At 61.4% G+C, this 26,129-nt stretch carries 31 protein-coding genes; 10 read left to right on the top strand and 21 right to left on the bottom strand.

The window, feature by feature from the left end; translation table 11 throughout:
• Positions 1 to 179 precede the first annotated feature (179 nt).
• From cpaB to AB4074_RS02280, 7 genes are all read left to right on the top strand, one after another.
• Complete coding sequence (cpaB, locus tag AB4074_RS02310) at positions 180 to 917, top strand: Flp pilus assembly protein CpaB (RefSeq protein WP_441411900.1); 738 nt, start codon at positions 180 to 182, stop codon at positions 915 to 917.
• On the top strand, positions 914 to 2,110 hold the full coding sequence (locus AB4074_RS02305) for an AAA family ATPase (RefSeq protein ID WP_441411899.1): 1,197 nt from the start codon (positions 914 to 916) through the stop codon (positions 2,108 to 2,110). Before cpaB ends, AB4074_RS02305 begins: the two co-directional genes overlap by 4 nt.
• The gene (locus tag AB4074_RS02300; protein WP_441411898.1) at positions 2,107 to 3,552 is read left to right on the top strand and encodes a CpaF family protein; all 1,446 of its coding nucleotides are present in this window, start codon (positions 2,107 to 2,109) and stop codon (positions 3,550 to 3,552) included. The genes AB4074_RS02305 and AB4074_RS02300 overlap by 4 nt, the downstream gene beginning before the upstream one ends.
• Positions 3,553 to 3,566: 14 nt before the next feature.
• On the top strand, positions 3,567 to 4,496 hold the full coding sequence (locus AB4074_RS02295; RefSeq protein ID WP_441411897.1) for a type II secretion system F family protein: 930 nt from the start codon (positions 3,567 to 3,569) through the stop codon (positions 4,494 to 4,496).
• A gap of 296 nt (positions 4,497 to 4,792) precedes the next feature.
• Positions 4,793 to 5,407, top strand: coding sequence for a type II secretion system F family protein (locus AB4074_RS02290; protein WP_441411896.1), 615 nt, complete (start codon positions 4,793 to 4,795; stop codon positions 5,405 to 5,407).
• 66 nt (positions 5,408 to 5,473) lie between these two features.
• Positions 5,474 to 5,929: a TadE/TadG family type IV pilus assembly protein gene (locus AB4074_RS02285; RefSeq protein ID WP_441411895.1), complete on the top strand. Its 456-nt coding sequence runs from the start codon at positions 5,474 to 5,476 to the stop codon at positions 5,927 to 5,929.
• Positions 5,917 to 7,392 carry a pilus assembly protein TadG-related protein gene (locus tag AB4074_RS02280; RefSeq protein WP_441411894.1) on the top strand — a complete coding sequence of 492 codons (1,476 nt, stop codon included), beginning with the start codon at positions 5,917 to 5,919 and terminating at the stop codon, positions 7,390 to 7,392. The genes AB4074_RS02285 and AB4074_RS02280 overlap by 13 nt, the downstream gene beginning before the upstream one ends.
• 98 nt (positions 7,393 to 7,490) lie before the next feature.
• Here the strand turns inward: AB4074_RS02280 and AB4074_RS02275 are convergent, their stop codons facing one another.
• The 8 genes from AB4074_RS02275 to AB4074_RS02240 all read right to left on the bottom strand — a co-directional run bounded on the left by AB4074_RS02275 (position 7,491) and on the right by AB4074_RS02240 (position 12,899).
• Positions 7,491 to 8,381: a tRNA pseudouridine synthase A gene (locus tag AB4074_RS02275; protein ID WP_441411893.1), complete on the bottom strand. Its 891-nt coding sequence runs from the start codon at positions 8,379 to 8,381 to the stop codon at positions 7,491 to 7,493.
• A gap of 32 nt (positions 8,382 to 8,413) precedes the next feature.
• Positions 8,414 to 8,989 carry a 50S ribosomal protein L17 gene (rplQ, locus tag AB4074_RS02270; protein WP_441411892.1) on the bottom strand — a complete coding sequence of 192 codons (576 nt, stop codon included), beginning with the start codon at positions 8,987 to 8,989 and terminating at the stop codon, positions 8,414 to 8,416.
• 66 nt (positions 8,990 to 9,055) lie between these two features.
• Positions 9,056 to 10,066, bottom strand: a complete 1,011-nt coding sequence (locus AB4074_RS02265; RefSeq protein ID WP_265979357.1) for a DNA-directed RNA polymerase subunit alpha — start codon at positions 10,064 to 10,066, stop codon at positions 9,056 to 9,058.
• A 141-nt stretch (positions 10,067 to 10,207) separates the two neighbouring features.
• Positions 10,208 to 10,609 carry a 30S ribosomal protein S11 gene (gene rpsK, locus AB4074_RS02260; RefSeq protein WP_028265083.1) on the bottom strand — a complete coding sequence of 134 codons (402 nt, stop codon included), beginning with the start codon at positions 10,607 to 10,609 and terminating at the stop codon, positions 10,208 to 10,210.
• Positions 10,610 to 10,711: 102 nt separating this feature from the next.
• Positions 10,712 to 11,089, bottom strand: a complete 378-nt coding sequence (rpsM, locus tag AB4074_RS02255; RefSeq protein ID WP_011775569.1) for a 30S ribosomal protein S13 — start codon at positions 11,087 to 11,089, stop codon at positions 10,712 to 10,714.
• Between the two features lie 192 nt (positions 11,090 to 11,281).
• The gene (gene rpmJ, locus AB4074_RS02250) at positions 11,282 to 11,395 is read right to left on the bottom strand and encodes a 50S ribosomal protein L36 (protein ID WP_011775570.1); all 114 of its coding nucleotides are present in this window, start codon (positions 11,393 to 11,395) and stop codon (positions 11,282 to 11,284) included.
• 75 nt (positions 11,396 to 11,470) lie between these two features.
• Positions 11,471 to 11,692, bottom strand: coding sequence for a translation initiation factor IF-1 (gene infA, locus AB4074_RS02245; protein ID WP_009358723.1), 222 nt, complete (start codon positions 11,690 to 11,692; stop codon positions 11,471 to 11,473).
• 256 nt (positions 11,693 to 11,948) lie between these two features.
• Positions 11,949 to 12,899, bottom strand: a complete 951-nt coding sequence (locus AB4074_RS02240; RefSeq protein WP_441411891.1) for a P1 family peptidase — start codon at positions 12,897 to 12,899, stop codon at positions 11,949 to 11,951.
• Between the two features lie 468 nt (positions 12,900 to 13,367).
• Between AB4074_RS02240 and AB4074_RS02235 the strand changes: the two genes are divergently transcribed.
• The 3 genes from AB4074_RS02235 to AB4074_RS02225 are packed head-to-tail and all read left to right on the top strand — an operon-like array spanning position 13,368 to position 16,659.
• Positions 13,368 to 14,318 carry a carbohydrate ABC transporter permease gene (locus tag AB4074_RS02235; protein WP_441411890.1) on the top strand — a complete coding sequence of 317 codons (951 nt, stop codon included), beginning with the start codon at positions 13,368 to 13,370 and terminating at the stop codon, positions 14,316 to 14,318.
• Positions 14,315 to 15,253 carry a carbohydrate ABC transporter permease gene (locus tag AB4074_RS02230; RefSeq protein WP_441411889.1) on the top strand — a complete coding sequence of 313 codons (939 nt, stop codon included), beginning with the start codon at positions 14,315 to 14,317 and terminating at the stop codon, positions 15,251 to 15,253. The genes AB4074_RS02235 and AB4074_RS02230 overlap by 4 nt, the downstream gene beginning before the upstream one ends.
• Before the next feature lie 59 nt (positions 15,254 to 15,312).
• The gene (locus AB4074_RS02225) at positions 15,313 to 16,659 is read left to right on the top strand and encodes an ABC transporter substrate-binding protein (protein WP_441411888.1); all 1,347 of its coding nucleotides are present in this window, start codon (positions 15,313 to 15,315) and stop codon (positions 16,657 to 16,659) included.
• An 87-nt stretch (positions 16,660 to 16,746) separates the two neighbouring features.
• On the opposite strand, the gene map is transcribed toward AB4074_RS02225, so the two are convergent.
• The 13 genes from map to rplN form a co-directional block, all read right to left on the bottom strand.
• A complete protein-coding gene (gene map, locus AB4074_RS02220; RefSeq protein ID WP_441411887.1) occupies positions 16,747 to 17,574 on the bottom strand; it encodes a type I methionyl aminopeptidase in 828 nt (275 codons plus the stop codon).
• A gap of 393 nt (positions 17,575 to 17,967) precedes the next feature.
• Positions 17,968 to 19,524 (bottom strand): IS1182 family transposase, encoded by a 1,557-nt coding sequence (locus AB4074_RS02215; protein WP_441411886.1) that lies wholly within the window; start codon positions 19,522 to 19,524, stop codon positions 17,968 to 17,970.
• A gap of 73 nt (positions 19,525 to 19,597) precedes the next feature.
• Positions 19,598 to 20,167 (bottom strand): adenylate kinase, encoded by a 570-nt coding sequence (locus AB4074_RS02210; protein WP_441412136.1) that lies wholly within the window; start codon positions 20,165 to 20,167, stop codon positions 19,598 to 19,600.
• Positions 20,168 to 20,172: 5 nt separating this feature from the next.
• On the bottom strand, positions 20,173 to 21,483 hold the full coding sequence (secY, locus tag AB4074_RS02205; protein WP_236812275.1) for a preprotein translocase subunit SecY: 1,311 nt from the start codon (positions 21,481 to 21,483) through the stop codon (positions 20,173 to 20,175).
• A gap of 189 nt (positions 21,484 to 21,672) precedes the next feature.
• The gene (rplO, locus tag AB4074_RS02200) at positions 21,673 to 22,155 is read right to left on the bottom strand and encodes a 50S ribosomal protein L15 (RefSeq protein WP_441411885.1); all 483 of its coding nucleotides are present in this window, start codon (positions 22,153 to 22,155) and stop codon (positions 21,673 to 21,675) included.
• Positions 22,155 to 22,361 (bottom strand): 50S ribosomal protein L30, encoded by a 207-nt coding sequence (gene rpmD / locus AB4074_RS02195; protein ID WP_059387371.1) that lies wholly within the window; start codon positions 22,359 to 22,361, stop codon positions 22,155 to 22,157. The genes rplO and rpmD overlap by 1 nt, the downstream gene beginning before the upstream one ends.
• Before the next feature lie 2 nt (positions 22,362 to 22,363).
• Positions 22,364 to 23,035 (bottom strand): 30S ribosomal protein S5, encoded by a 672-nt coding sequence (rpsE, locus tag AB4074_RS02190; protein WP_028265093.1) that lies wholly within the window; start codon positions 23,033 to 23,035, stop codon positions 22,364 to 22,366.
• 29 nt (positions 23,036 to 23,064) lie between these two features.
• Positions 23,065 to 23,448 (bottom strand): 50S ribosomal protein L18, encoded by a 384-nt coding sequence (rplR, locus tag AB4074_RS02185; RefSeq protein ID WP_234749066.1) that lies wholly within the window; start codon positions 23,446 to 23,448, stop codon positions 23,065 to 23,067.
• A 3-nt stretch (positions 23,449 to 23,451) separates the two neighbouring features.
• The gene (gene rplF, locus AB4074_RS02180) at positions 23,452 to 23,988 is read right to left on the bottom strand and encodes a 50S ribosomal protein L6 (protein WP_437771053.1); all 537 of its coding nucleotides are present in this window, start codon (positions 23,986 to 23,988) and stop codon (positions 23,452 to 23,454) included.
• Between the two features lie 18 nt (positions 23,989 to 24,006).
• On the bottom strand, positions 24,007 to 24,405 hold the full coding sequence (gene rpsH, locus AB4074_RS02175) for a 30S ribosomal protein S8 (RefSeq protein WP_028265096.1): 399 nt from the start codon (positions 24,403 to 24,405) through the stop codon (positions 24,007 to 24,009).
• Positions 24,406 to 24,482: 77 nt separating this feature from the next.
• Entirely contained in the window at positions 24,483 to 25,061 is a 579-nt protein-coding gene (gene rplE / locus AB4074_RS02170; protein ID WP_234749062.1) for a 50S ribosomal protein L5, read from the bottom strand.
• Complete coding sequence (gene rplX / locus AB4074_RS02165) at positions 25,061 to 25,423, bottom strand: 50S ribosomal protein L24 (RefSeq protein ID WP_390278693.1); 363 nt, start codon at positions 25,421 to 25,423, stop codon at positions 25,061 to 25,063. The genes rplE and rplX overlap by 1 nt, the downstream gene beginning before the upstream one ends.
• Before the next feature lie 3 nt (positions 25,424 to 25,426).
• Positions 25,427 to 25,795, bottom strand: a complete 369-nt coding sequence (rplN, locus tag AB4074_RS02160; protein ID WP_003803789.1) for a 50S ribosomal protein L14 — start codon at positions 25,793 to 25,795, stop codon at positions 25,427 to 25,429.
• Between the last annotated feature and the right edge of the window lie 334 nt (positions 25,796 to 26,129).

Here is a 26,129-nt window from a genome sequence, read left to right as displayed (position 1 = left end):
GGGGGCGGTGCTGACGATCGGAGCCAAAGTTCCGCCAATGCAGTCACCGCTCCTGGGCATTTCTATTGTGTCGCCGCCAACGCCGGCCACGCCCCAAAGAAGCATTTCATTATTCTCGTTGGACATACAGGGGCTGTCACGATTCAACTTTCCAAATAAGATTTACGTGAGGGGAACAAGTGAAAACTCGCCTACTGGGAGGCATTGTTGCTCTTGTGCTGGCCGTTGTTGGCACACTGCTACTGGTCTCATACGTTCAAGGGGCCGAAGCTCGGGCCCAACGGGATCTCCAACCCGTCGACGTTTTGGTGGTGCAAAGCCAAATACCGTCCGGCGCAACTGCGGATAGCATCAAAACTGCTGTGAAACTCGTCTCGCTACCGCAAGCTTCAGTTCCCAACGGGGCATTGAAGAGCCTCGACGGCCTGCAGGGCAAAGTGGCTGCAACTGACTTGCTCCCGGGTGAGGCCCTGCTTGGGGCCCGTCTGGTAGATCCGAACACCCTGGCAGCCCCGGGATCAGTTCCCGTTCCACCTGGAATGCAGGAAATCTCCGTCCAGCTGGAGGCCCAGCGGGTCATCGGTGGCCGCATACAAGCCGGTGACACTGTCGGCGTCATTGTGCTTTTTGCGGACGGTGCCGCTGGGGAAACAGCCCAACAGGTCTTCCACAAAGTCTTGGTTACCAGCGTCCAGCGCGCGGATTCCAAACCTTCTACGACGACTCAAGACCCCAAAACGCAGGCCAACACACAGCTTCCTTCCGGATCACTCCTGGTCACCGTTGCCCGCAACGACGTCGATTCAGCCAAAATAGCCTTGGCCGCACAGTTCGGCACGATTTGGCTCACCAAAGAGCCAACGTCCACTACTGAAAGTGTGCCCACGGTCGTCAAAAAGGCAGATGTGTTCCGATGAGCCGTTTCGTGCTAATCACGCCAGACCAAGACTTTGAACGCCGCGCCCGGCTAGCTACGACGGGACTCCATGGCGCCATCCACGTGATCGTCGCCGATTACCTGCCACCGAGCCCTGACGATATCCTCCGAATCCTGACAGGCGAACCCGTTGAAGTAATACTCCTGGGCCCTGGCCTCCCGATGGGGGACTCAATTCGGCTTGCTAGCCTCTTCGACCTCCAATACCCGGAAATTAGCATTGTTGTTGTCACGGAGAAAGAAGCGGATATCGCCCTGCCAGCCATGCGCGCCGGCGTCCGGGATCTTCTTGCGCCCCACGCCCAGTCTGATGATATCCGGGCCATGCTGGAGCGCTCCAGCTTGGCAGCAGCCAGCCGGCGGCGCGGACTGGGCAATTCCGTTGAAAGCCACCCCGGCGCTGGCAGGATCATCTCCGTCATGTCGCCCAAGGGAGGAGTCGGAAAGACAACCGTCACCACGAACCTCGCGGTGGGCCTTGGCAAAGTTTCGCCCATGGGAGTCGTGGTCCTGGATCTCGACTTGCAGTTTGGTGACGTCGCTTCAGGGCTCATGCTGGAACCGGAACGGACTCTAGCCGATGCAGTACAAGGAGCGGCTGTCCAAGACAGCATGGTCCTAAAATCCTACCTGTCCGTACATCCGGCCGGGATCTATGCACTCTGCGCTCCCCTGAATCCGGTGGATTCTGACAAAATCTCCGGTGCTCAAGTGGCCCATTTGATCCAGCAACTCTCCACGGAGTTTCAATTTGTGGTGGTCGATACCGCCCCAGGCCTCGGGGAACACGTCCTCTCCACACTCGAGGTCGCCACTGATTCCGTCTGGGTATGCGGCATGGACATCCCCAGCATCCGGGGCCTCCGAACCGGCTTCAGCATACTCAACGAGCTTGGGTTGTTGAGTGAACACCGTCACGTCATCCTCAATTTCGCAGACCGTCGCAGCGGGCTCACACTCAAAGACGTGGAAGCCACGATCGGCTGCCCCGTTGACGTCGTGCTTCCACGGTCCCGGACGGTACCGTACTCCACCAACAAAGGAGTGCCGCTCCTTCAAGACGGATCCAGGGATCCAGCGGCTAAAGGCCTGGCGCAGTTGGTTGAGCGATTCAAGCCTGACTGGGAAGAACGGTCTCACAAGAAGCTTCACAGAAGGGCAGTAGTCCAATGAGCCTGAGCAGACGACTCCAAGCCGCACGAGGGATTGAAACCGCCGTCGCGGAACCTCAAAACACAAACGAATCGGTCCCTTGGGGAGGCCCGGCGACCACCGGCGCAGGACAGTCCTCTGGCCATTCCAGTGCGAGGGAAGCATCGGATACCAATGAGGCGCTCAACGCGGTCAAGGAGCGTGTCGGCACCGCACTCTATGAGCGGATGGGGAGCCGAATCACCGACTCGTCCATGGACGAGTCTGAGCTGCATCAGTACGTCAAGGACGAACTCCGAGTCATTATCGAACAGGATGAAATTCCGCTGACTCTCCCTGAACGCCAGCGCCTGGTCCAGGAAATTATCGACGACGTCCTTGGGCTCGGGCCGCTCCAGAAATTCCTGGAAGAGGAGTCCGTCACAGAGATCATGGTCAACGGAGCAGAAAAGGTCTACGTCGAGCGGGGCGGAAGGCTGCATCTCACCGGTGCCAAATTCAACGACGAAGAGCACCTCCGGCGCATCATCGAACGCATCGTGACCAAAGTCGGCCGGCGCATCGACGAGTCTTCCCCCTTGGTGGACGCACGGCTTTCCGACGGTTCCCGCGTCAACGCCATCATTGCCCCACTTGCCATCAACGGTTCAGCACTCACTATCCGCAAATTTAGCCGCGTCCCACTCAGCGTGGAGAAGCTGATCTCCTTCGGCACAATGTCCCCCGAAATGGCCGAATTGCTTCATGCCTGTGTCCAGGCTCGGTTGAACATTGTTGTTTCCGGCGGTACGGGTACCGGCAAGACCACGTTGTTGAACGTTCTCTCCAGCTTCCTTCCGGCTGACGAAAGAATCGTCACCATCGAGGATGCAGTGGAGCTACAGCTGCAGCAGGAGCACGTTGTCCGTTTGGAAAGCCGCCCGCGCAATATCGAGGGAAAAGGCGAAATCAGTATCAGGGACCTTGTACGAAATTCCCTCCGCATGCGCCCCGACCGCATCGTCATCGGTGAAGTCCGCGGCGGGGAATCTCTGGACATGCTTCAAGCGATGAACACCGGTCATGATGGTTCCATCTCCACAGTGCACGCCAACTCCCCTCGCGACGCGATTGCCCGCTTGGAAACCCTGGTTCTCATGGCAGGAATGGACTTGCCCCTCCGCGCCATCCGCGAACAAATCGCTTCCGCAATCAACCTGATTGTTCACATTTCAAGGCTTCGAGATGGAACCAGACGAGTCACCCATGTGACGGAGGTTCAGGGCATGGAGGGAGATATCGTCACGCTCCAGGATGCATTCGTCTTCGATTACGCCGCAGGGGTCGATGCAAATGGACGCTTCCTGGGACGACCGGTTCCTACGGGGGTGCGTCCACGGTTCGCGGATCACTTCGCCGATCTCGGAATCACCCTTTCTCCTTCGGTTTTCGCTCCAGCGCCGGTGGGGGGTGCGTTTAGGTGATAAGCGCAAACCCGGTGTTCCTGGCAATTGGCGTAGGGCTGTGCTTTGTCGCGCTGAGCATCTTCTTGATCGTTACTTTAGGATCTGGTCGAGGCCAGATTGCGTTGTCCCGCCGACGGCCCGGGGTCTCCGATAGCCGCTCTCTCCTCACCAAGGCCACCGATCAGGCCACCTCGTTCGTCGAACGCCGAGTCGGCCGCAGCGCCAGTTTCGGCAGTCGAGAGTCCCTCGATCGGGCCGGTCTTAAAATGAGCCAGGCAGACTTCATCCTGCTCGTGGCATGCGCTGCTGTCACTGCTGGTTTTATCGGGTTCGTTGTCAATGGAATAGCCTTTGGCACCCTGTTCTTTTTGGCCACCCCGATGGCTGCCATCATTCTCCTGAAGTTCCTGACGGGGCGGCGGCGGGCAAAATTCGAAGACCAACTCGGCGATACCCTGCAAATGCTGGCCGGTGGCCTGCGGGCCGGCCACAGTCTTCTCCGCTCGGTGGATGCCGTCGCCAAGGAAACCGAGGCACCCACGTCCGAAGAACTTGCAAGAATCGTCAATGAAACCAGGCTGGGCCGCGAACTCCGGGAATCCATCCAGGATGCCGCACATCGCCTTCGCAGCGAGGACTTCGACTGGACGGGGCAAGCGATTGAAATCCACCGCGAAGTGGGTGGGGACTTGGCAGAAGTCCTAGACCATGTGGGCGAGACCATTCGGGAACGATCCCAAATCAAGGGGCAAGTGAAGTCCCTAAGTGCGGAGGGTCGACTGTCGGCCTACATCCTCACGGGCTTGCCGATAGCGGTGTTTCTTTGGCTGAGTGTTGCAAATCCCAGCTATGTAGGAACTCTATACACAACCTTCTTGGGCTGGATCATGCTGGTGGTCGGGACATTGCTGCTCCTCACCGGCGCTTTCTGGCTCAGTCGAGTGATAAAGATCAAGTTCTAGGGGAGATCATGACGGCAATGGCATGGGTGATCGTGACAATCATTATTGTTCCCATTACATACATTGTGTGGTCCGTAGTATCCGTGGATCGTAGGGGATACGCGGCTGTTCGTTCCAATTTGAATCGAGGCCGGAACCTCATTGGTGACTCGGGGGCCGGTGCGCTTTCAACGAACGAAGCAAAGCAATCCGCGCCCCTAGGGGTTCGGATTACCCCCAAAGGCTACGCTGCGTGGCTCGACAAGCTTCTCGCGAAGGCCGGCCGGCCGACCCGCTTTCGGCTTGACCGCCTCCTCATGGCCAAACCAGCCCTGGCACTCATTGTCGCGGTCCTGGCGATCCTCATCCTATTAAAGTCGCCCAGCGGAAGCGGCGTGCTCGTGGCAATTGTCCTCACAACGCTGGCATATTTCGTGCCGGACATCTTGATCCACGGCCGCGGCGCCGAGCGGCAAAAGGCCATCGAATTTGAACTTCCCAACACCTTGGATCAAATGCTTATCTCCGTCGAAGCCGGGCTCGGCTTCGAAACGGCCATGGCCCGGGCCGGTCAAAATGGCAAAGGACCACTTGCGGCAGAGCTAGCCCGGACGCTTCAGGACATGCAGGTGGGACGAACCCGCAAGGACGCCTACCTCTCCATGGCCGAGCGCGCCGATGTGCCGGATCTTCGGAGCTTCGTCGCGGCAATCGTCCAGGCCGACATCTACGGCATTGCAATTGCCAACGTGCTGCGGTCCCAAGCCAAGCAGATGCGAATCAAACGCCGGCAGCGTGCGGAAGAAAAGGCGATGAAGCTGCCCGTGAAGGTCCTGTTCCCGCTGATGTTTTGCATCCTTCCGGCGCTCTTCATTGTGATCATCGGGCCGGCAATTATCAAAGTAATGGACAGCATGGCCGGAGCATACTAGCTCCCCACGACCACACATTTATCGGAAGTCTTCGGGTCCGCATAACACATTTTGAAGGAGCAACTGATGTCTAGAATCCGGGCAGGAAGGGCAGCGAAATGGAATGTTCGTCAGCGAGGTGCGGCGGCCGTTGAATTTGCCCTCGTCCTCCCCTTACTCCTCTCCATGCTCCTTGGGGTCATCGACTTCGGCACCGCTCTTGGGCAAAGCATCAGCCTCCAGGGTGCGGCGCGGGAAAGCGCACGGCAGGGTGTGACTCAAGGCGACGTCATTGCCTCCGCGAACTTGGCGAAGGGAATGATGGATAACACCAAACTCCAGGTGAAGTTCGTCGTCGATACCTCGGGGGGTACGCCCGGAGTGATGGTTGTGTGCTTGCGCTACCCCCAATCGTCCCTCTCGGGTTTCTACTCGTGGGTACTCAATGGCTTTTTCGAGGCCAAAGCGGTCATGAAAATGGAGGGCACAGCGGCTGTGACCTCGGGTTCACAGGGTTGGAGCGGAGGATCATGCACTCTCTAAAGGATAGAAACGGAAATACCGAAGCCGGTATCGGCGAGAGCGGGAACCCGATACGTCAGAGAATTGCTCCGGGCGTTCGGCGTCCGGACCTGACGGGCCGGGAGCGGGGCGCGTCGATTCTCATGTTTGCGCTGCTGGTTCCGGTGCTCTTTGGCTCGGTAGCGTTGGCCATCGATTTCGGCCACTTGCTTTTCGAGCGCCAGCACCTGAGTAATGCCCTGGATGCCGCCGCCTTGGCAGGTGTGGCCTCCCTCCCGAACGATCCCGCCACGGCACAGAGTGCCGCGCTCTCGTACGCCAACTCGAACGATCCCGGCACCGTCCCCACCGTCAAATTCTGGTGTGTGGTCGGCTCCACGGGAGCCACCAAGACCGTGGCCAGCGGACAGGTACCCAGTGTCTGCGACCCTGGAACCGTCGCCGGCGCCAAGTGCAACGAGACGATCTGCGCAATCCCCTGCGTAGCGGGAAGCGGCCACACCTGCAACTCGATAACTGTGACCGGGTCCATGGACGTCCCTTTCGCGTTCGCGCCAGTGATCGGCATAAACACCGGGAACACCGGATCTCTCTCCTCGAACGCATGCCACGGATCCTGCGGTGCGCAGAGTCCGAACCCCATGAATGTTGCGATCGTCGCGGACCGAACGGGCAGTATGAGCGACACTGACCTATCCTCGCTCACGTCAGGGATCCAGAGCACATTGCAAACCATGACGAAGGACCAGCAATACGTGGCTCTGGGCACCATTGGCAGGAGTAGCTCCACAGCACCCGCCAGCTGCCTCACCAATCCCTCCGCCTCGCAAACAAGCGGCCCTTGGCTCCCGGTTCCCTTTTCCAACGACTACACCACAGCAGCTTCGCCGCCCGCGCTCAACGGCAGCAGCAATCTCGTCAAAGGTCTGCAGTGCCTGGTCCACTCGGGCACAGGCACCAGCCTCGCATCGCCGATGAAAGCTGCGGCCCGGTATCTGCTGGGCTTCGACGCCAACAACCTGGGGAGCCTGCCCACCCGTTCAGGAACGCCACGCAATGCGATTATCTTGGAGACCGATGGTCAGCCGAACGAACCTGACGTCACCGGATCCACGTCGGTGGCGGTTCCCGGAGATATTGGAAGTTCGGACGGCATTAAAGCATGCAGCAATCTCTTAGCAGTGGCGCAGGATGCCAAGGACCGCGGAATTCTGGTGATCACCGTCGGGTACAACCTAGCCACGGAACGATGCGGAGGTACTGGAGCGTATGTCCGCGATGTCCTCGCCGCCGCAGCGTCAAAGGACCCCCAAGGCAATCCGAGTACGGCAAATGCCTGCTCCACACCTGCTCAGATCGCCGCAGAGAATTCTGATGGAGACTACTTCTTCTGCGCAGGGAGCGGAACGGCGCTTGGCCCGATCTTTGTCTCGGCGATCAACGCCATCAGCGGCAACTCCCACCTGATCCAAATCCCGAGCTGAACGCCCGTCCAAGCGACAGGCTCTCAGTTCCCTGAAAAGACCGGTCCTCCTCGACACCCAGAGTCGAGGAGGACCCCTTCGGAGCGACGGCCCCAAACCTACTCCCGCCGCGCCCGCGTCAGCTCGGCCCGCGCCAATAGTTCATCGTCAGAAGGATAGGCCACTTCCTCAAGCACCAAGGGGTGGGGAGCAGCCAGCACGGACTTGGCATCCCTTACACCCGCGAGCAGGCGCTCATGCAGCCACTCCGGACTTTCCAGTCCCTCCCCCACCCGCAAGGCGGATCCCACCAAGGCACGCACCATGTTGTGGCAGAATGCATCGGCCTGGACGTTGGCGACCAGTACGCCGTCATTGCCGCGCACGAACTCAAGCCGCTGCAGTTCTCTGATGGTTGTGGCTCCCTCACGGGGCTTGCAGTACGCGCGGAAATCCTGGAGCCCCAACAAAGCAGCGGCCCCGGAGTTCATCGCTCCCTGGTCCAGGGCGGCCTTGTGCCAAAGCGTCAGCCTGCGCAGGACGGGGTCCCAGCGTTCCGGGCCGTCGGCGATCCGGTAGCTGTAGCGGCGCCACAACGCTGAGAAGCGAGCATCGAAACCGTCAGGCGCCAGTCCGACGTCGTGCACTTCAATGGCCCCGGTTTCATCCTGCAGGACCCGGCTCAAGGCTCCCCTAAGCCTCCGCAACAGCGCGGCGGCGGGGTCGATCTCGTGGCCCCTCGGCAGCACGCCCCACTCCGCCTCGGACAGGTCAATGTGGGCCACTTGTCCGCGGGCGTGGACACCAGCGTCGGTCCGTCCCGCCACGGTGACCCGTACCGGGCGCCGCACGATCAGCGCCAATGCCTCTTCCAACGATCCCTGCACGGTCCGGAGACCGGGCTGAAGCGCCCACCCATTAAAAGGGCCGCCGTCATACGAAAGATCCATCCGGACACGCAAAAACCCGCCGCCCCCCAAAACGGGGGCAGCGGGTTTTCGTTCGTTCATAGACTTAAGTCTACTGTGAAGAATTCAGTGAATTACTTCTTTTCCTCAGCGGCCGGAGCCTCTTCGGTTTCAGCAGCTTCGGCTTCGGGAGCCTCGGCTTCGGTCTCCGGGGCTTCGGTCTCCTCGGCTTCGGTCTCAACGACCTCTTCCTCGACAACCGGAGCGGTCTCTTCGGCAGCCGGAGCAGCCTTCTCAGCGTCCTTCTTGGCAGCAGCAGTTGCCTCGGCAACTACAGCCTGCTTCGGGGAAACCGGCTCAAGAACCAGCTCGATGACAGCCATGGGAGCGTTGTCGCCCTTGCGGTTGCCGATCTTGGTGATACGGGTGTAGCCACCATCGCGGTTGGCAACGGCGCCGGCGATGTCGGTGAACAGCTCGTGGACAACGCCCTTGTCGCTGATCAGGCCGAGCACGCGACGGCGGGAGGACAGGTCGCCGCGCTTGGCGAAGGTCACGAGGCGCTCTGCGTACGGCTTCAGGCGCTTGGCCTTGGTGACCGTCGTGGTGATGCGCTTGTGCTCGAACAAGGCTGCTGCCAGGTTCGCGAGCATCAGGCGCTCGTGAGCCGGACCGCCTCCGAGGCGCGGACCCTTAGTGGGGGTAGGCATAGTAATTTCTCCTGTAATGAAGGCCGTCCGGGTCCGAACGTGGACTCGGTGGCCAAGATCTGCTTGTTAGAGCTCGTCGTCGCTGAACGCGGCGTCGTCCTCTTCGATGGCTGCGGCGCGGGCTGCAAGATCGAAACCGGGAGGGGAATCCTTGAGGGACAGACCCAGTTCAACCAGCTTTGCCTTGACCTCATCGATGGACTTCGCACCGAAGTTACGAATGTCCATCAGGTCAGCCTCGGAGCGGGCAACGAGTTCACCCACGGTGTGGATGCCCTCACGCTTGAGGCAGTTGTAGGAACGGACGGTGAGGTCCAGATCCTCGATCGGCAGTGCCATGTCAGCTGCCAGGGCAGCGTCCGTCGGCGACGGGCCAATCTCGATACCTTCAGCTGCGGTGTTCAGCTCGCGGGCCAGACCGAACAGCTCCACCAGGGTGGTGCCTGCCGAAGCAACGGCATCGCGCGGGGCGATAGCCTGCTTGGTCTCGACGTCGACAATCAGCTTGTCGAAGTCAGTGCGCTGCTCAACACGGGTAGCTTCCACGCGGAAGGTTACCTTCAAGACCGGCGAGTAGATCGAGTCGACCGGAATACGGCCGATCTCGGAGTCGCCGGACTTGTTCTGAGCTGCCGAAACGTAGCCGCGGCCGCGTTCGATGGTCAGTTCGAGTTCGAACTTGCCCTTCGAGTTCAGCGTGGCAATGTGCAGATCCGGGTTGTGGAATTCGACGCCGGCCGGCGGAGCGATGTCCGCGGCGGTGACGATTCCGGGGCCCTGCTTGCGCAGGTATGCAACAACCGGCTCATCGTGCTCGGAGGACACGGAGAGGCTCTTGATGTTCAGGATGATCTCAGTGACATCTTCCTTGACACCCGGAACCGTGGTGAACTCGTGCAGCACGCCATCGATCCGGATGCTGGTTACAGCAGCACCGGGGATGGAAGAGAGCAGGGTACGGCGGAGGGAGTTTCCGAGGGTGTAACCGAAGCCCGGTTCCAGCGGTTCAATGATGAAACGCGAGCGGTTCTCGGAGACTACTTCTTCAGACAGAGTGGGGCGCTGTGCAATAAGCACTTAGGTTTCCTTTCGGCGAGCATCCGCTATATGACGCAACACAGGTGGTGGAAATCGGCTGGTTCCGGCTTTGCCGGCCGGGCGCCACGGAGCAGTCAAGCTATTCCGTGGCGGACCCGGCCGGCAAGGCCAAGAATCCAATTAGACGCGGCGGCGCTTCGGCGGGCGGCAACCGTTGTGGGCGCTGGGGGTGACGTCCTGGATGGAGCCAACCTCGAGGCCAGCGGCCTGCAGCGAACGGATTGCGGTCTCGCGTCCGGATCCCGGTCCCTTGACGAACACGTCAACCTTGCGCAGGCCGTGCTCCTGGGCGCGCTTTGCAGCAGCCTCGGCAGCCATCTGGGCGGCGAACGGGGTGGACTTGCGGGAGCCCTTGAATCCAACCTCACCGGCGGAAGCCCAGGAGATTACGGCACCGTTCGGGTCCGTGATGGACACGATGGTGTTGTTAAAGGTGCTCTTGATGTGCGCCTGGCCAAGCGCGATATTCTTCTTGTCCTTCTTACGCGGCTTGCGAACCGCGCCACGAGTCTTCGGGGGCATTATTTCTCCTACAGAAAGTTTATTGGGGGAAAGCTAAACGCTTGGGCCCACATTTGCCGGGTTCCCTGAAATCGCGCAGCGATTTTAGGGGGCAAATGGGGATTAACGTCCGGCCTTCTTCTTGCCGGCGACGGTACGCTTCGGGCCCTTACGGGTACGAGCGTTGGTCTTCGTACGCTGACCGCGTACGGGCAGGCCCTTGCGGTGACGCAGGCCTTCGTAGCTGCCGATTTCAACCTTGCGGCGGATATCTGCTGCTACTTCGCGGCGAAGGTCACCCTCAACCTTGTAGTTGCCTTCAATGTAGTCACGCAGCTGGACCAGCTCGGCGTCAGTCAGGTCCTTGACCCGAACGTCAGCGCTGATGCCGGTGGCAGCCAGGGTTTCGTGTGCACGGGTCTTGCCCACGCCGTAGATGTAAGTAAGCGCAATTTCCAACCGCTTTTCGCGGGGAATGTCTACGCCAGCGAGACGAGCCATAGTGGCAGTACTCCTTGAATAAACCGGAGGTCGTAGGCAGTACACCCGCACTTTCAGTGCGGCCCCAGCCTCCGACCGGGGGTTAGCTGTCCAGGCTCTAATACGTCCCGATTCAGCTTGTGCTGCCTTTATTTACTTGCGTGGGTTAGCAACCCAGGTTGCCCTCGCGGGCGCTAGTTCCCTTGCGGGGAATTAGCCCTGGCGCTGCTTGTGGCGCGGGTTCTCGCAGATCACCATGACCCGGCCATTACGGCGGATCACTTTGCACTTGTCGCAGATCTGCTTAACGCTCGGCTTGACCTTCATGGCGTTCCTTTGCGTGTTGCAGTTGGTCAGCTGTTGCGGCAACTACCCCGGTTTCCCGAGGCTGCCGCCCAGCAATTACTTGTAGCGGTAGACGATGCGACCACGTGTGAGGTCGTAAGGGCTTAGCTCCACCACTACGCGGTCCTCAGGGAGAATCCTGATGTAGTGCTGTCGCATCTTCCCCGAGATATGTGCAAGAACGATGTGCTTGTTGGTGAGCTCAACGCGAAACATCGCGTTGGGCAGTGCCTCAGTCACAACGCCCTCGATCTCAATGACCCCGTCCTTCTTGGCCATATCCTCCGCTAACTGTTGTTTGCCGCAGCCCTCCGGTTAGGCACCGGAAAATCTGCGGACGTTTTTGTTTGTTTGGCCGTCCGGCTCTTGCCACTCCACGAAGCAGGACTCGCGACCTGTTAAATGGGCGTGGCTGTGGAGACAACCAACAAACAACTCTACGCCAAAATGGCACGAAAGTTAAATCCGCCCATGTTAGCGCAGACACCGGCACGGTGTCACCCTTCCGAGGACCGAGGAACCCCCTTGGATCCCGCTAAACCTCGCCGTAGGCAGTGAAGGTGCCTGCCGCCGTCGTGATGGATTCCGCAGCCGCGACACCGTCAAGGACCGCCAGGCGGACGGCGTCCGCCGCCGCGCTTTGCAGGGTAATGAGCGAAACCTGCCTTGCTTGTTCCGAACTGCGGTCAAGCCCGACGGCGCCGGTCGCCAGCGCGAACACAGTGTCGCCGTCGGCGAGGGTATGGGAAGGACTCAGCGCCCGGGCGAGGCCGGCGTGTGCCGCACTCGCGGTGCGCTTGCATTCGGCGGGGTCGAGGACCGCGTTGGTGGCGACGACGACGAGCGTGGTGTTCAGCGCCGGAGGCCCCGCCGGTTCTGAGCTGCCGGATTCGATCCGCGGGGACGATGTGCCGAAAGGCATCCCCAACGCGTTGACCACTGCGAGCGCGCCCACCACCACGCCGCTGTCCAAGGTGATCGACGAGGTGCCGACTCCCCCCTTGAACGCGCCGCGGCCAATCACTGCACCGGTACCGGCGCCGATGTTTCCGCGTCCGACGTCGGCGTGCTCGCTTGAGGCCGCAGCCGCAACGGCCGCTTCGTATCCCATGGCTTCGTCGGGGCGGGCGGCGAAGTCACCGCCGCGGCCCAAGTCGAAGATCGCGGCGGCCGGAACGATCGGCACCACTCCCCCGGGCACGGCGAACCCGCGCCCTTGCTCTTCGCACCATCGCTGGGCGCCGTGGGCCGTGACCAAACCGAAGGCACTCCCGCCGGTGAGCACTACCGCGTCGACTGTGGGCACGAGGGTGGTGGGGTCGAGGGCGTCGGTCTCGTGCGTGCCGGGGCCGCCGCCTCGCACGTCCACCGATCCCACTGTCCCTCGCGGCGGAAGGACAACGGTCACCCCACTCAGCCAGCCATCGCCGATCCGCTGGACATGTCCCACCCGAATTCCTGGCACATCAGTGATCTTCGAAGTCATGTGCCTATTCTGCTCCCCGCCACCAACTGGCTGACAGTTGTTGTCGTTATCAGCCGTTATCAGCCGCGATAACGACAACAACTGCGTGGGCCCACGCCGGCAGGGTTCCCTGGCCGTGGGGCCCCGCCGGCGAGGGCCCCCTGCCTGAGCTTGCGAAGGTTGGGAGCCGGTGGGGACTTGCGAGGCGAGGGTGGCGGTGGGGAGTACTTGGGCGTGCCCAGGATTTCGTGAGCACGCCCGGCCTCCTTCCGAACACAAACGGTAGTCGTGCCTCGAATGTGAACACGGGCCCATGCGCCACGAAACATCGAGTAAACGAGCGCAAAAGGCTTGTCCAACAATCCCGCGAACAGCCCTTTTTTTGACTTGACAGGTGCTCCCGTGTGGTGAGGTAAAACTAGCCGCCCCCTTGACCCAACAGTTCGGGTCCGGCGCGCCCCGATATCTGCGAACCGTTAGAGACCTCCCATGACAAGACAACTGACAGGCAGCCCCGCGGACACCGCGCAGGCTGTCCCGGCCCCTCAGCGCCGGGGACGCTGGTCCGGCCGAACCCGACGCGACTTCTTTGTGTTCCTGGCACTGGCCTTGCCGAACTTGGCGCTGATCGCGGTGTTCACGTATCTGCCGTTGATCAACAACATGTATTACTCGACCCTTGACTGGACCTTGGGCTCCACCTCGGCCACCGTTGTGGGCTTCGACAACTACGTCAACTTCTTCACCAGCTCCGACGCCCCGCAAGTGCTTGGCACCACGCTCACCTTCACCGTGGTCACCGTGGGCGGTTCCATGGTGCTGGGCCTCTTGGTGGCCCTGGCCCTGAACGCGAAGGTCCGCGGCACTACATTTGCGCGTTCCGCCGTCTTCGCCCCCTATGTCCTCAGCGGCGTAGGAGTCGGCCTCGTTTGGCTGTTCATCTTCGACCCCGGATACGGCGTGCTGTCCTGGCTGCTCCGGGGCATCGGCCAGCAAAGCCCGCAGTGGATCAACGATCCGAAGCTCTCCCTCGTGATGGTCATCATCGTCTACGTCTGGAAGAACCTGGGCTACTGCGCCGTCGTGTACCTCGCCGGGCTCCAGTCGCTCCCGAAGGACGTCATGGAGGCAGCCTCCCTGGACGGCGCCAACGGCTTCCGCCGCTTCATGAGCATCTCCGTTCCGTTGCTCTCCCCCACCACGTTCTTCCTGCTGATCACCACGATGATCAGCTCGCTGCAGGCCTTTGACCTGATCCGCATCATGACGCCGCTGGGCAACGGCACCAGCACGCTGATCTACGAGGCATATCTGCAGGCTTTCGGCGCCTACAACCGCGCCGGCTACTCCGCCGCCATCTCAGTGGTGCTCTTCGCCATCCTGCTCATCATCACCGTGCTCCAGCTGCGGTTCGTCGAACGGAAGGTGCACTACTCATGAGCACGCTCTCTCCCGTCAGCCCCAACCCCGCAAGCGGCGTCGGAACCCTTGAAGCTCCCGACGGCGGTCCGGAGCTCCCAGCGCGGCGCGACAAACCGTTCTCCCGCGCAAACCTCGTCCAGACACTGGCTGGAGGCTACATCCCGCTGATCGTGGCCACGCTGGTGGTTGTCCTGCCGCTGTTGTGGATGTTGCTGAGTTCCTTCAAGCAGCCCGGCGAGATCGTCACCACGGATCTCAAGATCCTGCCACAGGGCCTGAACCTGGAGAACTACCACACGGCCATGACCACAGTGCCGTTCGTCCGGTTCTTCCTAAACAGCCTGATTGTCACCGTGGTCGGTTCCACGGTCAAGGTGATCCTCGCCATCCTGACGGCGTACGCCCTGGTCTTTGTCCGTTTCCCGTTCAAGAACGTCATCTTCGTCGTGATCCTCGTGGCCCTGATGGTGCCTCCGCAGGTGTCGATCCTCCCCAACTACATCCTGATCGCGGGAATCGGCGGGAAGAACACCCTGTGGGGAATCATTCTTCCGGGACTCGGCACGGCCTTCGGAACCTTCCTCCTACGCCAGCATTTCAAGACGCTTCCGGGGTCCATCCTCGAAGCCGCGGAAATCGACGGCGCGGGCCATTGGCGCAGGCTGTGGCAAGTAGTCGCCCCGGTGTCGCTCCCCTCCATCGCCACCGTCGCCCTCGTCACCGTGGTCAGCGAATGGAACGACTACATCTGGCCCCTGATCATCACGGACCGGCCGGAAACCATGACCCTCCCGGTCGGCTTGACCCTGCTTCAGAACTCTGAAGGAAACGGCGCCGGCTGGGGGATCCTGATGGCCGGAGCAGTCCTGGTGATCATCCCCATCCTCCTGGTCTTCGCAGCGTTGCAACGCTACATCGTTGCCGGGCTCACCCAGGGCAGCGTCACTGGCTAGTAACACCGCACCTTCCACACAACCCCATCACCACCTTTGCATCCTTGAGAGGACCAACCATGGCAATGAATCTTGATCGTAGAAACTTCCTGGGGCTCGCCGGCCTTGGAGTCGGCGCCGCCGCCCTGGCAGCATGCGGCGGTCCGTCGACCAGCGGCAGCGCAGCGAGCAGCAGCCCTTCGGACATCGACTTCACCGGCGTCAAGCCGGCCGGCTCGTTCGACTTTTGGACCAGCCACCCCGGGCAGTCCCAAGCCGTCGAGCAATCCATCATCGACAAGTTCCAGGCGAAGTTCCCGGACATCAAGGTGAACCTCGTGATGGCAGGCGCCAACTACGAGGAAATCGCGCAGAAGTTCCAGACCTCGCAGGCCGCGAAGTCGGCCCTCCCGGGCCTCGTCGTGCTCTCCGACGTCTGGTGGTTCCGCTACTACACCAACGGCAACATCATTCCGTTGGACGGCCTCATCAAGCAGCTGGACGTCAAAATTGACGACTTCCAGAAGTCCCTCGTAGCGGACTACCAATACGCCAACAAGCAGTGGGCGCTCCCCTACGGCCGCTCCACCCCGCTCTTCTACTACAACAAGGACCACTTCAAGGCCGCCGGCCTTCCGGACCGGGCACCCAAGACCTGGCAGGAGTTCGCCGAGTGGGCCCCCAAGCTCCAGGCCAGCTCGGGCGCGAAGTACGCCTACATCTACCCGGCCCTTGCCGGATACGCCGGATGGACCCTGCAAAACAACCTGTGGGGCTGGGGCGGCAGCTGGTCAAACGGTTGGACCTTCAACTGCGATTCCACTGAGTCCGTTGCGGCCCTGCAGTGGGCCCAGGACTCCATCTACAAGGACAAGTGGGCCGGCGTCTCCTCCAAGAACGCCGCGGACGATTTTGCCGCAGGCATCACGTCCACCACTATCTCCTCCACCGGGGACCTGCTGGGCGTGCTGAAGTCCGCCAAGTTCAACGTCGGCATCGGCTTCATGCCGGGCGGACCCAAGGCCGAGACCAACGTCTGCCCCACCGGCGGCGCCGGACTCGGGATTCCGAGCGGTGTGAGCAAGGAAGTCCAGCTCGCGGCCGCCACCTTCCTGAAATTCATGACCGAGCCGGAGAACACCGCGGCATTCTCCGCTGCAACCGGCTACATGCCCACGCGCGTTTCCGCCGACATGACGGCGGTCCTCGCCAAGACCCCGCAGATCAAGACGGCCATGGACCAGCTCGCGGTGACCAAGGTGCAGGACAACGCCCGAGTGTTCCTGCCCGGTGCCGATCAGGAGATGGCCAAGGCCGCCGCGAAGATCCTCACCCAGCAGGGCGACGTGAAGGCCACAATGACGGACCTCAAGACAACCCTCGATGGCATTTACACCAAGGACGTGAAGCCCAAGCTCAAGAGCTAGCTAAACTCCCCCGATACGCAGAATCCCTGGCGACCCCCGAATACGGGTGTCGCCAGGGATTTTCTGTATCGGCTCCCGGCCGTGGCGTCAGGGAATCGGAACGGGCACGACGCCGAGCGGCGCCAGCTGCTCTGCACCGCCGTCGGGCGCGGAAAGCACCCAGATGCCCTTTTCGTGGACGGCAACCGAGTGCTCCCACTGGCACGAACGCTTGCCGTCAGTGGTCACCACGGTCCAGTCGTCGTCGAGGGTTGCTGTTTCAATGCTGCCGCGGACGAGCATGGGTTCAATCGCAAGGCACAGTCCCGGCCTGATCTTCGGGCCGCGGTGCGTGGTGCGGTAGTTCAACACATCCGGGGCCATGTGCATCTCGGAGCCGATGCCGTGGCCGACGTAGTCCTCCAGGATGCCGAGCGGTTTCCCCGGTACGGAGGAGACGTAGTCATCCACGGCGTTGCCGATGTCGCCCACGAACTTGCCCTTCGCCAAAGCAGCGATTCCACGCCACATGGCGGCCTGGGTGACATCCGAGAGCCGCTGGTCTTCAGGATCCGCCGTCCCGACTATCACGGTGCGTGCGGAGTCGGAGTGCCAACCGTCAACGATCGCTCCGCCATCGATCGAAATGATGTCCCCGTCCTGGAGGACGCGGTCGCCCGGGATGCCGTGGACCACTTCCTCGTTGACGGATGCGCAGATGGTGGCCGGGAAGCCGTGGTACCCGAGGAAGTTCGACTTCGCTCCAGCGTCGATGAGGACCGCGGCGAACACTGCGTCGATCTCACGCGTGGTAACGCCGGGTTTCGCAGCGTCAACGGCTGCGTCGAGCGCTCTGCTGAGGACCAATCCGGCCTCCTGCATCTTGCGCATTTGCTCATTGGTCTTGTATTCGATGCGGGGCTGGCCGAACGCCATGGTCTCCTCTTGTCGTGTGCTGCTTGTGGTGGGCTGGGGAACCAGACCACCCTCAGATCTCTTATTTTCCCGCATCGGCGGTCCTGCCCGAAACCGGAGCTGCGAACGCCCCGAAACGGTCCCGGGTCCCGCCCCCGCAGACAGAACTGAAAAGGGCGTGTCCCGCACGGGGAGCAGTTCACTCCGGCGCGGGACACACCCTTTTCAACAGTCGTGCGGCGACTAGGAGTGCGCTGAACTAAGTGCTTTTCGGGGCTTGTCCGGGCTGGCCCTGTGTGCGTGGGCGGAACCTTCGGAGGCGAGTCGTTTTTGGTGTGCCGGGCTTTTGGCGCTTTGTAGCCGGGTCTGGCGGCCTGTTTTGTCGGGCGTCGGGCGTGGGTCGGGCCCGGTGTCTTATGCGGTGGCCCATGATCCGTTTTCGTTGGTGAGTCCGAGCTTCAGGAGGCGTTTGAGGTTCACCGCGGCGATGCGCAGCTGCCACCAGGCATGGTTCTTCGTGGCCCCGCGGTAGCGCAGGCGCCGGTTTCCTCTCACGAGCCATGCGATGGAGCGTTCGACCATGGGCCGGTGGCGTGTGTAGTCGGCTTGGAACCCGTGGTCCCGGGCTGCGGCGCGGTGCTCGCGCATCAGCGCGTGCTCGGGATGCAGCTCGATCTTCCGGCCTCGGGCTGCGGTGGTGCAGCGGGACCGCAACGGGCAGCCGGTGCAGCCTGCGCCGAACGTTGCCCGTCCCTTCGTGGTGATCGTTCTTACCAGCCCGTTGGGGCAGGTCAGTGTCCCGGCCTGGTCATCAAAAGCGAAGTCATCGATCGTGAACCCGCCCTCGACCGCCGTGGCGAGGGGCTTGGGCTTGATCAACGCCGTGTGTCCCGCTGCGGCCAGGGTCCTGAGCAGTTCCCCGGTCCCGTATGCGGAGTCCGCCAGCACCTGAACCTGTCCGGTGATCGTCGGATCCTGCCCCAGCAGCACGGCGCAGGCTTCGGCGTCGGTGGCGCCCTGCCCGGCGGCTTTGGTGAGCACGGCCGCGGTCACCAAACCCGTGTCGGGTTCGATCACGATGTGCCCCTTGTATCCGTCCCGGCGGTCCTCCGGGGTCTTATGAGCATGCCGGGCCTCCGTGTCCACGATCGAGATCACCCGGTCGGGGGCGACCTTCCGTGCGATCCGCCACCGCCCGTCGGTGCCGTCCGAGCCGTCCGCGGGTTCGACGTCCTGCCCGGCCACCAGCGCCAGCAGCGCGTACGCATCCGCTGCCTTGCCGTCCAGAGTCTCCGGATCCACCGCGGCCAGCAGTGCCAGTGCGTCCGCCACGAGGGCTGAGACCAGTGAATCCTTCGCGTCCGGATCGTCCCAGGCAATGTCGGGTTTGCCGGTGCGGCTGTAGTCATAACCGGTGGCATGAGCGGCAGAGAGCTCCTTGCCGCCGGGCACGTCGCGGCCGAAGCGGCGGATCGCGGCAATCAGCTGCGTGACCGTGTCCTGCCGGGCGACTGCGTCATCGAGCACCGTGGAATCCACCGCCCGCCGGCGTCGGCCCTTGAGGATCCCGGTTTCGGCGACGACTTCGGTGATCGCGTCCATGATCCGATGCGGATTCGAACTCGCGGCGAGCCGTTTACGCCAATATGTCAGGGTGGTTGGGTGGAACGCGGTCTCGTTCAGCCCGTAACCACACGCGGCTTTCCACCGCAGGTCATACGTCAACGCTTCCGCGGTCTCCCGGTCCGAGAGGCCCTGCAATGCCTGGAGCACCAAGACCGAGCCGATCACCGGCGCCGGCACCGACAGGCGCCCCCGTCCCGATGGGAAGAGATCCTCCATCATCGAATCCGGAAACAACCATCCCCGGTTTCCGGCCAGGAACGCGAAAACGCTGCCCGGGACCAACAACTCCCCGGCCAGCGCCTCCACATCCAAATACCCGCGTTGAGCATCCTCACGACCCTGCATGAAACCAGTCTTAAATCACCAGTCTCGAAAGTCCAACAGGCGCGCTTAACCCAGCAGATTATTCAGCGCACTCCTAGACGGCCTTGGCCGCCTCGATGGCCAACAGGACGCGATCCGTGACCTCGTCGATGCCGCCAATGCCATCGACCTGGGTCAGGATGCCGCGTTCGGCGTACTTGGCCACGACGGCCTCGGTCTGCTCGTGGTAGAGGTCCAGGCGGTGGCGGATGACACCTTCGTTGTCATCCGAGCGCCCGGTCTCCTTGGCACGGCCCAGCAAGCGTGAAACAAGTTCCTCGTCGTCGGCGGTCAGCTGAAGCACGACGTCGAGCTTCTCTTCCCCATCGGCGAGGATCTGATCCAGGTATTCCACCTGGGCGGTGGTGCGCGGGTATCCGTCGAGCAGGAAGCCGTTCTCGACGTCGCTCTCGCTCAAGCGGTCACGGACCATTTTGTTGGTGACGCTGTCCGGAACGAAGTCGCCGGCGTCCATGTACTTCTTGGCTTCGATACCCAGCGGCGTTTCGCCCTTGACGTTTGCCCGGAAGATGTCGCCGGTGGAGATGGCGACTACGCCCAAGCGCCCGGAAATCCGCTCAGCCTGGGTTCCCTTGCCCGAACCCGGGGGTCCAATGATCAGCATTCTCGTCATCGCAAAAGCCCTTCGTAGTGACGTTGTTGTAGCTGCGCATCAATCTGCTTGACGGTTTCCAGGCCCACACCCACCATGATCAGAATTGACGTGCCACCGAACGGGAAGTTCTGGTTTGCGCCGATCAGGACGAGTGCGACCAGCGGAATCAACGCCACGAAGCCCAGGTAAAAGGCGCCGGGGAGGGTGATCCTGGAAAGCACGTACTGCAGGTAGTCCGCGGTCGGTTTACCCGCCCGGATGCCCGGAATGAACCCGCCGTACTTCTTCATGTTGTCCGAGACCTCTTCAGGGTTGAAGGTGATCGCGACGTAGAAGTAGGTGAAGAACACAATCATGACGAAGTACAACGCCATGTAGATGGGGTGGTCGCCCTTGGTGAGGTTGTTGTTGATCCACTCAACCCACGGAGCGATGGACTCTCCGGCCTTCGGCTGGTTGAACTGCGCAATCAGCCCGGGCAGGTAGAGCATGGAGGAAGCAAAGATGACGGGGACGACGCCGGCCATGTTCACCTTGATGGGGATGTAGGTGCTGGTGCCGCCTACGGTGCGCCGGCCGATCATACGCTTTGCGTACTGGACCGGAATACGCCGCTGGGACTGCTCCACGAAGACTACGAGTGCGACCGTCACGAGGCCGATCGCCAACACCGTGAAGAAGGTGCCCGGTCCCTTGGAGTTCCAGATGGCACCAAGCGAGGTCGGGAAGCCGGCTGCGATGGAGGTGAAGATGAGCAACGACATGCCGTTGCCCACGCCCTTCTCGGTAACCAGTTCGCCCATCCACATAATGAGGCCTGTGCCGGCCGTCAAGGTGATGACGACAAGAATCGTGGCGATGATGCTCGTGTCGGGGATGATCGGCAGCTGGCAGTTGGGCAGCAGCTGCCCGGAGCGTGCCAGGGACACCAATGTGGTGGCGTTCAGCAGACCCAGCGCGATGGTCAGATAACGCGTGTACTGCGTCAGCTTCGACTGGCCCGAGGCGCCTTCGTCATACAGCTCCTGGAACCGCGGAATGACCACGCGGAGCAGCTGCACGATGATGCTGGCCGTGATGTACGGCATGATCCCCAGGGCAAAGATCGAAACCTGCAGCAGTGCACCACCGCTGAACAGGTTGACGAGCTGATAGAGGCCGCCCTGGTCCTGATTGCTTGACAAACATTGCTGAACATTTTGGTAGCTCACACCAGGCGAGGGGATAAAAGCTCCCAAGCGGAAGATTGTGATGATTCCCAGCGTGAACAACAACTTGCGTCGCAGATCAGGCGTACGAAATGCCCGGCCGAATGCGCTTAGCAAGCGTCCTCCTGAGTTAAAAGTCCAAGGGTGTCGAAAGGGGTCATTGAAACCCAACACCCGAGTCTAACGGTTTGATGCGCCATGCGAACAATCGAGGGGTGCTCGCCACATGAAAAGACTCCCGGCGCGAGGGGCCGAAGCCCTCCACACCGGGAGTCTTTTCACAGCGGGCGGTAGCCCCAGAGCCCTTTAGAGGGCAGTGGTGGTTCCGCCTGCTGCCGCGATCTTCTCAGCTGCGCTGGAGGAGAAAGCGTGGGCGGTGACGTCAACCTTGACGGTGATGTCACCGGTGCCCAGCACCTTGACGGGCTGGTTCTTGCGAACGGCACCCTTCTCAACCAAGGACTCGACGGTGACAGCGCCACCTTCCGGGAACAGCTCGTTGAGCTTGTCCAAGTTTACAACCTGGAACTCAACCCGGAACGGGTTCTTGAAGCCGCGAAGCTTCGGCAGGCGCATGTGCAGCGGCAACTGGCCGCCGGCAAAGCCAGCCTTGACCTGGTAGCGGGCCTTCGTACCCTTGGTACCGCGACCGGCGGTCTTACCCTTGGAGCCTTCACCACGACCAACACGGGTCTTGGACGTCTTGGCACCGGGGGCGGGACGCAGGTGGTGGACCTTCAGAGTGTTCTGCTTGTCGGCAGCCTCTGCGGCGGTCTTGTTCTCAGCCATTACTTCGCCTCCTCTACATTCACGAGGTGCGGAACCGTGTTGAGCATTCCGACGGTTACGGCATCAGCGGTGCGGACAACAGTGTGTCCGATGCGCTTGAGGCCGAGGGACCGCAGGGTCTCACGCTGGTTCTGCTTGGCGCCGATGACGCCCTTGATCTGGGTGATCTCCAACTGAGCGTCGGAGGGAGTCAGGTTCTTAGCCATGACTAGACACCTGCCTTTTGGTTCTGGAGTGCGCGCACCAGAGCTGCAGGAGCAACCTCGTCCAGCGGCAGGCCACGGCGGGCTGCCACGGAAGCGGGCTCTTCCAGTCGCTTCAGGGCGTCAACAGTCGCGTGAACGATGTTGATGGCGTTCGAGGAACCGAGCGACTTGGAGAGAACGTCGTGGATACCGACGCATTCCAGTACCGCGCGGACCGGACCACCGGCGATAACACCGGTACCCGGGGAAGCCGGACGCAGCATGACAACGCCTGCTGCGGCCTCACCCTGCACGCGGTGCGGGATGGTGCTGCCAACGCGGGGAACGCGGAAGAAGGACTTCTTAGCCTCTTCAACGCCCTTTGCGATAGCTGCCGGAACTTCCTTGGCCTTGCCGTAGCCAACGCCAACCAGGCCGTTGCCGTCACCGACGACGACGAGGGCGGTGAAGCTGAAGCGACGACCACCCTTGACGACCTTGGCAACACGGTTGATGGTTACAACGCGCTCTACGAACTGGCTCTTCTCGGCCTCGCGGCCGCCGTCGCGGCCACCACGGCCACCACGGTCGCCGCGGCCCTGGCCACGGTCACCACGCTCGCCACGACGGCCGCCGCGGCGGTCGTCGGTGGCAGCAGCAGTCTCAGTTGCCTCAGCAGCTGCAGCTTCAGTCACCTGAATGTCCTTTTCGTTATTCTCAACGGTCACAGTGCCAGCCCACCTTCACGTGCGCCGTCAGCGACGGCGGCGATCCGGCCGTGGTACTTGTTACCACCGCGGTCGAAGACAACAGCTTCGATACCTGCAGCCTTGGCACGCCCGGCAACGAGCTCGCCGACGCGCTTGGCCTTGGCAGTCTTGTCGCCATCGAATGCACGAAGGTCAGCTTCCAAAGTGGAAGCGTAAGCCACGGTTACACCCTTGCTGTCATCGACAACCTGGACGAAGATGTGGCGTGCGGAGCGGTTGACGACCAGACGAGGACGAGCAGCCGTGCCGGTGATGCGCTTGCGGATACGAAGCTGGCGACGGCTGCGTGCAGCAGACTTGCTCTTGTTCGACCGCTTCTTGTTAATTGCGATGGCCATGGTTTACTTACCAGCCTTTCCGACCTTGCGGCGGATAACTTCGCCGGCGTAACGGACACCCTTGCCCTTGTAGGGGTCGGGCTTGCGCAGCTTGCGAATGTTGGCAGCAACCTCGCCGACCTGCTGCTTGGAGATACCAGCGACGGAGAGCTTGGTCGGCCCCTCCACCGTGAAGGTGATGCCTTCGGGAGCGGCGACATTCACCGGGTGGCTGAAGCCGAGAGCGAACTCAAGGTCAGAACCCTTGGCCTGAACGCGGTAACCGGTACCAACGATTTCAAGCTTCTTTTCGTAGCCCTTGGTGACGCCCTCGATCATGTTGGCGATCAGGGTGCGGGTCAGGCCGTGCAGGGAACGCGAAGTGCGCTCGTCGTTCGGGCGGGTGACAGTCAAGGTGCTTTCGTCCAGGGTGACCTCGATCGGGCTGGCTACAGTGTGGCTCAGCTCGCCTTTGGTGCCCTTGACGTTGATGACAGAGCCATCAACCTTAACTTCAACGCCGGCAGGAACGGTGATGGGGAGACGTCCAATACGTGACATTATTCTCTTCCTTTCCCGTTACCAGACGTACGCGAGGACTTCGCCGCCCACGCCCTTCTTGCCGGCCTGCTTGTCAGTCAGGAGGCCGGAAGAGGTGGACAGGATTGCGATACCCAGGCCACCCAGCACGTGAGGCAGGTTGGTGGACTTCGCGTAAACGCGGAGACCAGGCTTGGAAATGCGGCGGACACCAGCAATTGAACGCTCGCGGTTCGGACCGAATTTGAGGTCGATGGTCAGCTTCTTGCCGACTTCGGCTTCCTCTTCCTTCCAGGCAGCAATGTAGCCTTCTGCCTTCAGGATGTCGGCAACGCGTGCCTTGAGCTTGCTGTACGGCATGCTCACGGTGTCGTGGTATGCCGAGTTGGCGTTGCGCAGACGCGTAAGCATGTCTGCGACAGGATCTGTCATAGTCATTGTGGGCTCTTGCCCTTCCTCGTAATGGTTTCCGCGTTGACTGCAAAGCAGCCGCGGCCGGACCTACTACGTAGTTATTAGTCTTCGGATTTGAACGGGAAGCCAAGTGCCTTGAGGAGCGCACGGCCTTCGTCATCGGTCTTTGCAGTGGTGACAACCGTGATGTCCATACCGCGAACGCGGTCGATGGAGTCCTGGTCGATTTCGTGGAACATAACCTGCTCGGTCAGGCCGAAGGTGTAGTTGCCGTTGCCGTCGAACTGCTTGCCGTTGAGGCCGCGGAAGTCGCGGATACGGGGCAGGGCGAGGGACACGAGGCGGTCCACGAATTCCCACATACGGTCCCCACGCAGAGTTGCGTGTGCACCGATGGGCATGCCTTCGCGCAGCTTGAACTGGGCGATCGACTTGCGGGCCTTGGTTACCTGCGGTTTCTGGCCGGTGATCAGGGTGAGGTCGCGGACAGCGCCGTCGATCAGCTTGGAGTCCTTGGCGGCATCTCCAACACCCATGTTCACAACAACCTTCACCAGGCGGGGAACCTGGTTCACGTTCTCGTACTTGAATTCCTCAACCAGGGTCTGCTTGATGGAATCGGCGTACTTCGTCTTCAGACGCGGAACGATCTTCGCTGGAGTCTCGAGAGTCTCAGTCATTAGATGTCCTTCCCGGATGCCTTGGACACGCGGACACGGACGGTCTTGGAGACGCCGTCCTTCTCAACGGTCTCGAGACGGAAACCAACGCGGGTCGGCTTCTTGGTCGAGGGGTCAACAAGAGCAACGTTGGAGACGTGGATCGGGGCCTCAACGACCTCGATGCCACCGGTCTTGGTGCCGCGCTGCGACTGACCGACCTTGGTGTGCTTGGTGACTCGGTTGATGCCTTCTACCAGGACGCGGTTGGTCTCGGTGAACACGCGCAGAACCTTGCCCTGCTTACCGCGGTCGCCGCCACGTTCCTGCTTGGCGCCAGTGATGACCTGAACGAGGTCACCCTTCTTGATCTTTGCACCCATGGGTTACAGCACCTCCGGAGCCAGCGAAACGATCTTCATGAACTTCTTGTCACGGAGTTCACGACCAACCGGGCCGAAGATACGGGTACCGCGGGGGTCGCCGTCGTTCTTCAGGATCACAGCTGCGTTCTCGTCAAACTTGATGTAGGAACCATCCGCACGGCGGCGTTCCTTCTTGGTACGAACGATGACAGCCTTGACGACGTCACCCTTCTTTACGTTGCCGCCCGGGATAGCGTCCTTGACGGTTGCGACAATGACGTCGCCAATGCCTGCGTAGCGACGGCCGGATCCACCGAGAACGCGAATGGTAAGGATTTCCTTAGCACCCGTGTTGTCGGCGACCTTCAGTCGCGACTCCTGCTGAATCAATTTTTACTCCTTGCGTCGCGCCGGTTCTCAGACCGAAATGGAGCATACGGAATGAGCCTTGCGGAACGGTTGATCGGGGTGTCTCTTGACCTGCCTGGATTTTGCCAGTGCAGGCCTAAACTCCCGTGCCGCCAGCATCAGCTTCCCTTGCGGAAATAACTGCGCGGGGCAGTATGCCGCGGCACGATTGTTTACGAGGTGGTTTGTTGACGCACAACTGGCGCCATACAAACTCAATATCCTAGCACGTTTTGCGCTAGGAGCCGAAACGCGGAAAGGCCCGCATTCCTTCCGGAATGCGGGCCCTCCCACCAATCCATATCGCTGCCGGACA

The organism is Arthrobacter sp. 2MCAF14 (assembly GCF_052115645.1).
Taxonomy (GTDB): Bacteria; Actinomycetota; Actinomycetes; order Actinomycetales; family Micrococcaceae; genus Arthrobacter.
The sequence above is the reverse complement of the archived record's forward strand: the minus strand, read 5'-3'. Positions and strand labels throughout refer to the sequence as shown.